Raw genomic sequence first — 11,205 nt, 5'->3', positions numbered from 1 at the left:
TGGGACATGGAAAACGACGGCTGGCGCGTGCGAATGGCGAAGGACTTCCCCGACACGTTCCATCACTGGGCATCGCAAATGCCCAATAATGTCAGCCTGAAGACGGACGAGAGCCTGCAGAGCATCCTCGCTGATCCGCTGATCGCACGTGTGAGGCTGGAAGCCACCCAAGGAGGCAGCATTGACTGGCTGGACCTGCGCCTCGTGTTTGACATCGAAGGCATGGAATTGAAGCCCGCCGACATCCGCCGCCTCATCGCTGCCAAAGGCGATTTCGTGCGACTGGCGGACGGTTCCTGGCGTCGCGTGAAGCTCGAGCTCAGCGAAGAGCAGCAGGAAATCCTCGACCGCCTCGGGATTGATCTCAATGAACACAGTGACGAGGCCCACCGCCTGCACTGGCGGCAGCTCGCGCAGGAGAACGCGGCGGAGATCGTCAATCCGAAGGCCTGGGGCAAGATCGTCGAACGCATGGAGGAAGCGAAGCTCGATGCACGCCCGCCGGTGCCTGAAGCTTTGCAGGTCACATTGCGGCCTTATCAGGTCGATGGTTTCCACTTCCTGACCTACCTCACGTCGAACCGCTTTGGCGGCATCCTGGCGGACGACATGGGTCTCGGCAAAACATTGCAGGCCATCACCTGGGTGCTGTGGCTGCGCTCGCGGAAAAAAGCCGACGGCCCGCACCTGCCCGTGCTGGTCGTCTGTCCAAAATCCGTGCTCGACGTCTGGGCGCTCGAATTCAAAAAGGGATCGCCCGATCTGCGCGTGCTCGTGCTGCATGACCGCGACCTGTTTGATATCAATCTCGTCATGACGCAGATCGACGTGGTGGTGATGAACTACGCGCAGATGCGCGGATTCGACGGCGAACTCACCTCTGTTCGCTGGCTCGCAGCGATTCTGGATGAAGGCCAGCAGATCAAAAACCCCGACTCCAAGGCCGCCAAGGCTGCGCGCCAGATCCGTGCCGACAACCGCTTGGTGTTGACCGGCACGCCGCTGGAAAACCGTCTGCTGGACCTGTGGAGTCTGATGACGTTCGCCACTCCCGGCGCTCTCGGTGAACGCGCCTACTTCCACCGGCACTTCGACCGGCGCAAAGACCCACGCGCCTCCGAGCGGCTCGCGGCGCGCCTGCGCCCCTTCCTTCTACGCCGCACGAAAGCCCAGGTGGCACGCGATCTCCCCTCACGCAGCGAGGAAAACATGCTCAGCGAAATGAGCGGCCGTCAGGCCGAGCTGTACAAGGAAGAACTGGCCCGTGCGCAGCACATGGTGCTGAACAGCTCCGGCTTCGAAATGGTGAACCGCCGCCGCTTTGCCATCCTGCAGGCTTTGACGCGCCTGCGCCAGATTTGCTGCCATCCCGGCCTCATCGACAAGTCCGCCGAGGATGAAGAGAGCGCCAAGCTCACCTCGACGCTCGAACTCATCCAGGAACTGCATGACGAAGGCCACAAGGTTCTGCTCTTCAGCCAGTTCGTCTCAATGCTGAAGATCATCCGCACGAAGCTCGAGGAACTGAAGCTTCCCTACCACTGGCTCACCGGCGCCAGCACCGACCGCGCGGGCATCGTCAAAGCCTTCCAGGAGGACGAAAACGCCAGCGTGTTCCTGCTCTCGCTCAAGGCAGGCGGCAGCGGTCTCAACCTCACCGCCGCATCGTATGTCATCCTGTATGATCCGTGGTGGAATCCCGCCGTGGAAAACCAAGCCATCGACCGCGCGCACCGCATCGGCCAGACACAACCCGTCATGGCCTACCGCATGCTCACGAAGAGCACGATCGAGGAAAAAATCATGACTCTTCAGCACAAGAAGAACCTCATGGTCAGCAACGTCCTCGGTGAAGGCGGCTTCACCAACCTGCTGCAAAAGGAGGATTTCGACTTCCTCTTCGACATCGAGGCGGAGCGGAGCGTCTAGAAGCGGCAAGATCATTGGTTGCCGCGTCTCCGGTGCGATGCATAATCGCCCTCCTCCGTGCGCACGCTCCTGTAGCTCAATGGTTAGAGCAGGGAACTCATAATTCCTTGGTTATCGGTTCGAGTCCGGTCGGGAGCACTTTTTAACCTCCATGGAAGGTCATCAGGGCGAGCCGTAAAAAGGAGGAACAGCAAAAGGAGGGGCCTCCCTCACATCCTGGCAGATCGCAGTATCACTGATTCAACAGGACCACGATGTCATTCCAAAGCATTTCGAGGAATTCCCCAATGCCGATGAGCTGCGGTGCACTCACCAACTGAAGAGCGAAGAACATGACCGTCGGTCCGGTGTCACTCCAGCGCAAGCCACTGCCCCTGATCAGGATCACCGCATGATCCGAACCGAAAACAAAGATCTCGATCAGTTCGACGCCCGTTGAATCGTCACCGGATCCAATGAGCGATGCCGCAATCACCGAGAGGTCTGTTCCAGGAGGCAGCGGCAAAAACACAATCGTCAGTCCGCCCAGCACAGCGCTGCCCGTTGTCTGGCTGCTGGAGAATCCGAGGGCGGGCAACCCAAACGCCAGCTGCGAATTGGTGCTGAAGAACTGCCCTCCGATGATGGTGTCGTCCGGCAGGCCGCCCGCCCAGCCGTCAATTTCATCCACGTAGAGCACATCGGAGCCGATGCCGCCATCCAAGAAGTCAAAGCCAGGACCGCCCACCAAAAGGTCGCCGTCGGGACCGCCTCGGAGTATGTCGTCCCCCCATCCGCCAAAGATCGTGTCGGCACCGGATCCGCCATCGATGTTGTCATCGCCGCCTTCGCCGTAAATGAAATCGGCACCGGCACCTCCCAGAATGGTATCATCCCCCCCAGTGTCCTCATCGACCAAGGTGATACCGCGGGGACTTGTGCTCAGATAATTGTAGAGACCTTGGTCACCCAGAATGGTGTCGTCGCCGGATCCACCGTCGATGGAATCTCCACCTGTGCCACCAAAGATCATGTCGTCACCCGCTCCGCCAAAGATGGTGTCATCTCCTCCCAGCGCAGGATCGCTTGTGGCAAGATTTGTGAGGGTGCCGGCGGCGTCAAAGCTGGCGCTGCCGTTGTCTCCAAGAATATAGTCCATGCCATCACCACCGGTGATTTGATCCGCTCCGAACCCTCCAAGGACGATGTTAATACCGCCACCCACATCGATGGCGTCATCACCACCGATGCCCGGGCTCGTTGTGGCAAAGAAGACCAAGACGCCGACCGCATCGAAGACGGCCTGCGCGTTGTCACCTGCGGCGGCATCATCACCTCCGAGGCTGACGATGCCATCGTTGCCGTTGCCGCCGAAGATCATGTTGTTCCCAGACCCGGCGTCGATGGTGTCATTGCCACCGACTGTTTCGTCAACGGTGTAGGCTTTGCTGATCGGATGCAAAATGCCATCCGTCTTGTCACCAGGTCCCGCGCCACCCAGGACGGTCACGGCAACGCCGCCGATGATGTATTCAATGCGGCCACGATCTCCGAAGACCACATCATCACCTGATCCCAGCCGGATGTCGTCATCGCCGGAACCGCCAAACACAGAGAGCCCCAGTGACGAGGCGGTGGCATCGATGATGTCGTTGCCTGCTTCGGTGTTAAGCACAAACGGGCCGTCGGTAGTTGCATCGAGGCTGACGGTGACGTTGTCCACACCGTCGCCTGTGTTCAGCGTGGTGATTTCATTGACGCCGGCTGTATGAAGCGTGCTGGTGACACTGATGGTGTCGTCGCCGGATCCCGTCCAGATGGTGATGCCATCGGCAAAGTTGCCAGCAGCGGCATCCGCCTGATAGGTGATGTTTGCGGGCGCGAGTCCGCTGATGAGCGAACTGGTGACAGTGACCGCACCGTCTCCAACACTCGCAGAGGCATCGCTGACCATCAGCATGTGGCGTCCCTGGCCGCCATCAATGGTCAGGGCGCCGAGGATGGCGTCAAGATTTCCAGAGAGGTAGTCCGGCCGGGTGTCTCCCACAGACACATTGGCCGTAGAAGAGACATAGACCTGTTCGTCACCATCGTTCAGAGAGATGCGGGTTGCGGCGCTCGTGCCGCGCACGTTGAAGACGTCGTTTCCGGAACCGGTGTCAATGTTGAGGAACTCGAGCGTGTCATAGGTGATGCCGACGCCCAGGCCAAGGCCTGTGAGCTGCGTGCCGGTAAGGAAGCCGGTGTTCCCGTCCGTGTCGGAGCGGTCATCCACATTGAGCGTGTCGCTGTCGTCACCGCCGGAAATCGTGAGCAGTGCGGCGATGGAATTCACGTTGCCACCCGTGGCTGGTGCGAGCGTGCCGACGTTCACCGTGTCGTTGCCGGCACCGGCATTCACGACGGTCTCGCCGGAGATGGTCTGCACGTTGATGATGTCGTTGCCGACTCCGGTAGTAAGACTGGTCGACCCCAGGTGGGTGCTCTCGATGGTGAAAATGTATGCGTCGCGGTCCGCCAGGGCATCAGTGGCGGCCAAACCGTTGCCAAGATTGTGCCCGAGGCTGAATCCGAGCGCGTCATCCAAGCCCAGATTCACCCGGATATCTCCCACATGGTGACCCGCAAGCCCCATCGCCTGATCCACCGCAGCCTGCACATGCGCGAGCAGCAGTTCCAGTGTGGCGAAGCTGCCTGACGGCACGGTCACCGAAATGTCTGCACCGTCGTAGGGCAACGTGAACGAAACCTCGACGATATCATTGCCAGTCCGTGCACCGGTCAGGGCAGCAGTGGCGGCCGAGCTGTCCCCGAGCACATGTCCAAGGCTGAACTCAATTGCGTTGTCCGCTCCGAGGCTGACCAAAACGTCTCCTGCACGATGACCAGCAAGCACCATCGCCTGATCCACCGCAGCCCGCACATGCGCGAGCAGCAGTTCAGGCGTTGCAAAGCTGCCCGACGGCACCGTCACGGAGATGTCCGCGCCGTCGTAGACCAATGTGAACGAGACCTCGACCTGGAGATTGTTCAAATCACGCGAGTCGTCGTGTCCGTCGCCCAGCGAGATGTTCACGGCCTCTAAACCGGAGTAGACAATTCCTTCCGGCATTTGAAGGCCGGTAATCTGCGTGTCGGTGAGGCGGCCGGCTTCATTCGATGGGAAGACCAGGGTAAAGTTCAGTTCATCGTGGTCGCCGACTGCTCCGCCGCCGTTCACGGTCAGCAGACCATTGATGGCAGATCCTGAATTGCTCGGCGCGGACGTGTAGTCCACCGGACCGTTCGATGACGGAGTCACATTGATCGTGTCGGAGCCGTCCCCGGTGTTGATCGTGGTCGGTCCGTTGATCGCCTCAACGAGGACATGATCCGTTCCGCCGCCGGTGTTCAGAACCGTGGTCGTTTCGTCCGCGGTGCTTTCAATCGTAAACATGTTGCCGAATTCGCCGAGTGAGATGCTCAGATCCTCGATGGTGGCGTAGGCAATCCCGGAGGTCATTCCCAGACCGCTCAGAAGCGTGCTGGTCAGGTTTCCACTGTTGGAAGCCGTATCGCCCGTGGCATCCACATTCAGCGCATCACTGCCACCATCACCATTGACCGTCAGCAGCGCACCGATGCCTGTGAGCACTCCGTTGATGTCCGGAGCCAGGCTGCCGACATTCACCGTGTCTCCGTCATCGCCACCGTTGACCGTGGTCGGCGCTCCGATGGACCGGATGTTCACCGTATCCTCGCCACCGCCAGTGCTGATTGTGGTCTCACCGGAGTTTGCCAGCAGGTTGACGGTGTCTCCGTCGTCACCGGTTTCGATCAAGGTCGTGCCCGCATGAGTCTGCGTGATAGTGACCTCGTCTGCGCCTCCCAGCGTGTCGAGCTCCAGTGAGGCAAAGTTGGTGTAGTCCAGATGGAACTTCCCTGTGACCTGCATCTCGGCAGCGGCAAGGCTGACCACATCAGCGTCGTCACCGAGGTTCACCCACAATGCATTGGCGGATCCCGCTCCTCCGTCGGCAACAATGTTCCCGGCGCTCACCGGATCGTTGAGAGTAATCGTATCTTCGTCACCCTCGCCCAGCAGGGTAACAATGCCGGTGACCATCGTCCCGGTCAGGCTCAACTGGTCGTTCCCAAGTCCACCGGCGACGGTCAGGTTTTCAACATCTTCCATTGTCACCGTTGTGGCGCCGAATGTCACGACCGAGCCGTCCACCCCGATGATGTCAGCGGCCGTTGTTCCGTTGATCGCGACGCTGTCACTGGCCGATGGCGCACCGCCGTTGATCTCAATGGCGGTGGTGGCACCGTCAGCGAGGTTGACGAAGATCACATCATCGTCGTCACCGCTCTGGACGAGGATCCGCCCTGGGAATCCTGCGGCAACGGGGTTCACGGTGATCTGATCGAAACCTGCAAGCGTGATGACATCGATCCGGCCGATGTTTGCGTAAGTGGTGTCCACTCCGTTGAGCGTCACAATCGGAGCGCCAACGACCACCGTGTCATCCACACCTGTGCCGGTGAATTCGATCCTGTTTTCACCAGCTCCCCCGTCGATCAGACCAACGATCTGTGAGGATGTGTTCATCAGGAGGTCGTCGGTGTCAGATCCGCCGGTGAGGTTCTCAAAGCTGGAGAACGTGAACACACCCACGTCGCCGCTGTTGATGCCGGTGATATGCCAGATGTTGGCTGTGTCCATGCCGATCAGCGTGTCCTGTCCCTGACCACCTTTCAGCGTCTCGATGTTCAAGTAGTTGCCCAGGCCCAGATCGATCGTCACAGCCGATGTTCGGGCCGAGTAGTCGATGACGTCCGTTCCTTCTCCCCCATCCATCACGCCACTGATCGAGCCCGCGCTGCTAAAGGTAAAGGTGTCCACACCAGTCCGGCCGGTGAGATTCTCGATGCCAGAGAAGTTCAGGGTCGGAGCACCTGCAAGAGTGCCGCTGTTCGGACCCGTGACAGACCAGTTGTTGTCCTGATCCAGCCCAATCAGAGTATCACCCGTGCCAGCAGTGGCTTTGACCGTGAACGTGGAGAATCCAGAGATCGGATCCGGCAGCAGAATCGGGAATTCATCCACTTGGATCGTGCTTCCACCGCCTGTTGTCGTGAGCGTCAGGTCGGTAACGCCCTGCAGGGAGTAAAGGGTGCCATTGAACACCACCGAATCGCTGTGCACAACGAACACACCATTGCCGACGATGTTCAATTTCGGATCAACCGGCACCGCCGTGACGGTCTCGATGGTGTTGTCATAGTAGAGCGGGTTGGTGAACCTGAGAATGGCCTGAGTGGCGCTCAGACCTGCGTAACCGCTGGCCCCGACGTACACCTTGATGGTGTCGATGGTACCGTCGTTGGCCCCCGAGTCGGAAATGAACGTTTTGGTCAGGAGATTGCAGGTGAACATCTTGTAGAGGTCCGCCCCGGATCCGCCATCGAGTTCCAGTCTGCTGGAGCTGGTGCCCGCCACGGTGATGTCATCATTGCCGGCTCCTCCCGAGATGCGCAGCAGGCCCCTTGGCGTGGAAGCGGGCAGGCCCTGATGGTAGAGCACATGCAGCAGCGACACCGATGAGGCGTCAGGGAACACATCAATCGTATCTGGTGTGATCTGGATCTGATCCCGCTCCTCTGTGCCTGAAATGTTCAGCTCATCGCCGTCGCCAGTATCCAGAACTGTGATGCTGGCACCGGAGCCGGCATGCAGAATGATCGTGTCACTGCCGCCGCCGCCATCGATGGTCACATGACCGTTCCAGGACACCACCTCAATCCGGTTGTTACCATTGCCACCTCGCAATTCGACGTTGGTAAATCCGGCAAGATCCACCGCCTGACGCCCGTCGCTTGCCGTCAGGAAGCCGCTGTAAAGCGTCCAGTCAGTATCGGCATCGGCCACATAGGTTGATTCCGGGCCACCCTTGAAGTCATACACCCCTTCGATCGGCTGTGAATTCGTTCCAGACTGGATCGTCTGCACGTCAGTGTTGAGCACGGCATCACCGACAGTTCCGGTGCTGCCGTCACCGCGCACGAAGGTGGACTGGCCAAGAACAGTCACAGCTCCTGACAACGCGGTGTATTGAACGCTGTCACTCACGAGACCGATCGAAACGATTCCAGCAGCGGCCAAGGTCTGGACTTCACCCGGATCGGTGATGCCGTCCTGATTCAAATCCTGCCAGACCTTGAAGTTGCTCCACTGCGCATCTCCCGAATCGAGAATGTTGTTGCCATTGGTGTCAAAGCCGATGCGGAGGGCTTGCAGATCCGAGTCGGCCGTCGGCACCAAGGCCACGAAGCTCATCTCACGACGATCGACCTGATCCCCGGCAAATCCCAAATCGATAAACAACCAGCCATCGCCGGGCGCCAGCCACGCGGTCGGTTTCGGTGTACCCGTGCCGCTCAGGTCGTAGGTGATTCCTGCTGATCTGGCGACAAACTCCAGACCGTTTCCATTCAGATCCAGGGCGATCGGCGCCGTACCGGCTCCTTCCACGCTGGCCGTGTACTCGAAGAGACCATCGGTCGGCATCTTGAGACCCGGCGCATGATTGATGAATGTCACGTTTCCTGACGCATTGAAACTTTCCAAACCATAGGCGGTGAATCCGGCTTCCATGATCTCGAGCGTGTTGATCGGCAGGCCTCCGCCGTCTGTGGCATAGCTCATCTGCAGAACGAACACAGGGATGTCGAAGAACTGCAGCGTTGCATTCAGGTTGCCGGCCAGCGTTCCGGCGATGGTGTTGGTCTTCGCGCCAGCGACCAGTTCTGTCTGCGTTTCAGGCAGGACCTTGTTGCCCGGCGGGTTGATGTTGCGGATGAAGGCATAGCCACCTCCGTCCGTGTCGATCACTCCGATGCCCGGTGGCCGTCCTGCGAGTTCAGGCGCACCGACCAGGGCCATGTCTCCGCTGATGGCGACCGCATAGCCGACATTGTCCCCTCGGTGTTCGAGCGTCGTGCCGCCGGTCAGCACGGGGTCAGGATCGTTCGCCGGCGTTTCCAAGGTCCAGAAGCCGCTGTTTTTCAATCCGTAGCTGAAGGCCTCACCACGCGTGTAAGTCTTGCCGTCGCTTCCGGTCGACTGAGCACGTCCGGGCGCACCCACGATGATCTGCACACCGTCGATCGCCACAGAAGAACCGAACCGATCTCCCACCACCGCTCCCGCGGAATAATTCAAACGCGTCTCCACCCATCCGGTGGTGGCCGTGGGCCGCTCGAACACATAGGCGGCACCCGTGTTGGACGCCACACCGGGAGCACCGATCACCAGATAGTTTCCGCTGCCGTCAATGGACGCTCCGAACCGGTCTCCTGCCACACCTCCGGTGGCCGACAGAGTCGTCCGCGTCGCCACACCTGACGTCACGTTTGTTCCGACATTCTGCGGATGAGGAGCCAGCCCAAAGATATAGACCAGCCCGGGGCTGCTGCTGGAGCTGTGAAGATACCTGCCTTGAGAATTGATCACGAATCCGCTGTCTCCGGGCGCCCCGACGAACAGCGTGCTCGGGTCCAGATGCACCGCGATGCCAAAGCCGTTGCCGGACTGAGGCGTGGCCAGTTTGGTGTCCAAAGACCAGACGCCTCCGAGCTTCCGATAGAGGTAGACGGAAGCGTTCGATCCGCCCGGTGCCCCCACCGCCGCATATTCGTCGCCAATATCGACGGAGGTGCCCATGCGTTCTCCGGGCACCGCGCCGTTCAGTTCATTCTTCAAGGTCCACTGACCATTGAGCCGGTGGTAGATGTAAGCGGCACCGGCATCGGCACCTGAGTTGGTATCCCGACCGGGCGCGCCCACGATCAAGAAGTCTCCGCTGAGAGCGATGCTCGCGCCAAACTCCTCACCTGTCTGGAACCCCGGAGCATCAATCTGTGCTTCCAGCACCCATATTGGATCGAGGCCCGGAATGTCGTTCGGAATCTGCTTGTAGACGAAGACAGCGCCATGATTGCCGTAGCTTGGAGCCCCGAGGACGGCGGTCGTGCCGGAAATCGCGACGGCGCTTCCCATTTCCGCGAGCTGGACAGGAGCGGGCACCGAGAGAAGAACCGGGTTCGGTGTTGTGTTCCAGGCTGGCCCGCGCTGCCTGAAGTTATAAACGAAGTGATTGTTCGCGACGTTCGAATTGTTCCCCACAACATAGAGCCCGTCACTGACGATGGCAGGCGCCGTGCCGAAGTGCACGGCCGAAGAATCAACCACCGTCTGATTGGTGCCGGAGTTGAATCTATAAGGCTGAAACATGACGCCCTGATAAGTTCCCGTCGAATTGTAGAGATAGGCGACACCGGCACCCGACGACGCACCCGGTGCACCAATCAGCATCAGGCCACCGGTCTGGCCGATCGTATGAGCACTGCCCAGGCCTCCTGATGGCTGACCCGAAGGGACGCTGAAGAACGTGTTGTAATTCCAACTCGTCCCCGAACCCGAGTAAGTATACACAACCCCCGCGCCCGAACTCTGCCCCGGCGCTCCGGAATAGATGCGCCCGGCGATTGCCGTCACATCCGAGCCAAAACTGGTCCCGGTGGAAGCAAAGACCGCCGGATTCGCACGGGCGATCCGAACAGATTCAGACAGACCCGTGACCTTCACGTTCCATGCGCTGTAATCGGGTTGATTGAGATCATACACCGCCGTCCGTGACCTGCCGGCGGCACCGACGGTCACTGAGTTGCCGACGATGTCCACGCTCGATCCCCACTGCGCGCCGGCCATGGAGAACTTGTAGTAGGTTGAGACAGCAGGCGTATACGTAAGCCCGGAAATGACCGCGGAAGTGAACTTGTCCACTTCGTTTCGGTGATCGCCCATGCCGGTGTAGGCGCCTGAAACGATCGTTCCGTCATCGAGCGTCAGATACGCTCCGTTGACAAAGTTAATCGACGCGTACTGCGTGTAGGAGTAGTTGGTGAGCGTCACATGCAGATCTGGCGCGTAGTCGTCCGACGTCAGGGTCACCGTGGTCCGCGGCGCAACCCGCACCGCCACCGCGTCTTCGTCAATTTTGTTTTTTGTCCCCAACCAGACATAATCGCTCAGATCATAAGAGCCCGCAGTAAAGTAACCGGAATCCCAGCCACCACTGTCGTATCGTTTGAAGGCCACCTTGCCGACACTCGATGAAGGTCCGACTTGGGCAACGTAAGTGGAGGTTGTCGTCGGAAGAAGGGGATCATCGGGCATCAAGAGCCGGTCGTAGTACCAGCTGCCGTAGCTGAGGTAGTAGAGATGGGCTGCGCCGACGGAAGAACTGGTGGTGG

2 protein-coding genes and 1 tRNA gene (1 of these 3 running past the window's edge) are annotated in these 11,205 nt (G+C 59.7%); 2 read left to right on the top strand and 1 reads right to left on the bottom strand.

The genetic code is table 11. The annotated features are described in order from the left end of the window. Together KDL09_RS21525 and KDL09_RS21520 are read left to right on the top strand one after the other, a co-directional pair. A partial coding sequence (locus KDL09_RS21525) for a DEAD/DEAH box helicase (RefSeq protein WP_294389693.1) occupies positions 1 to 1,929 on the top strand: 1,929 nt, incomplete at its 5' end. Between the two features lie 65 nt (positions 1,930 to 1,994). After that, positions 1,995 to 2,067, top strand: a tRNA-Ile gene (locus KDL09_RS21520). A 94-nt stretch (positions 2,068 to 2,161) separates the two neighbouring features. Here the strand turns inward: KDL09_RS21520 and KDL09_RS21515 are convergent. Then, a protein-coding gene (locus tag KDL09_RS21515) for a hypothetical protein (RefSeq protein WP_294389691.1) crosses the window boundary here: on the bottom strand, positions 2,162 to 11,205 show its 3' portion. Its footprint extends 25,399 nt past the window's final position; only the last 9,044 of its 34,443 coding nucleotides appear in the window; its start codon lies beyond the right edge, outside the window; the stop codon is at positions 2,162 to 2,164.

Origin of the sequence: Prosthecobacter sp., assembly GCF_020439865.1 — a bacterium.
Lineage (GTDB): Bacteria > Verrucomicrobiota > Verrucomicrobiia > Verrucomicrobiales > Verrucomicrobiaceae > Prosthecobacter.
The sequence above is the reverse complement of the archived record's forward strand: the minus strand, read 5'-3'. Positions and strand labels throughout refer to the sequence as shown.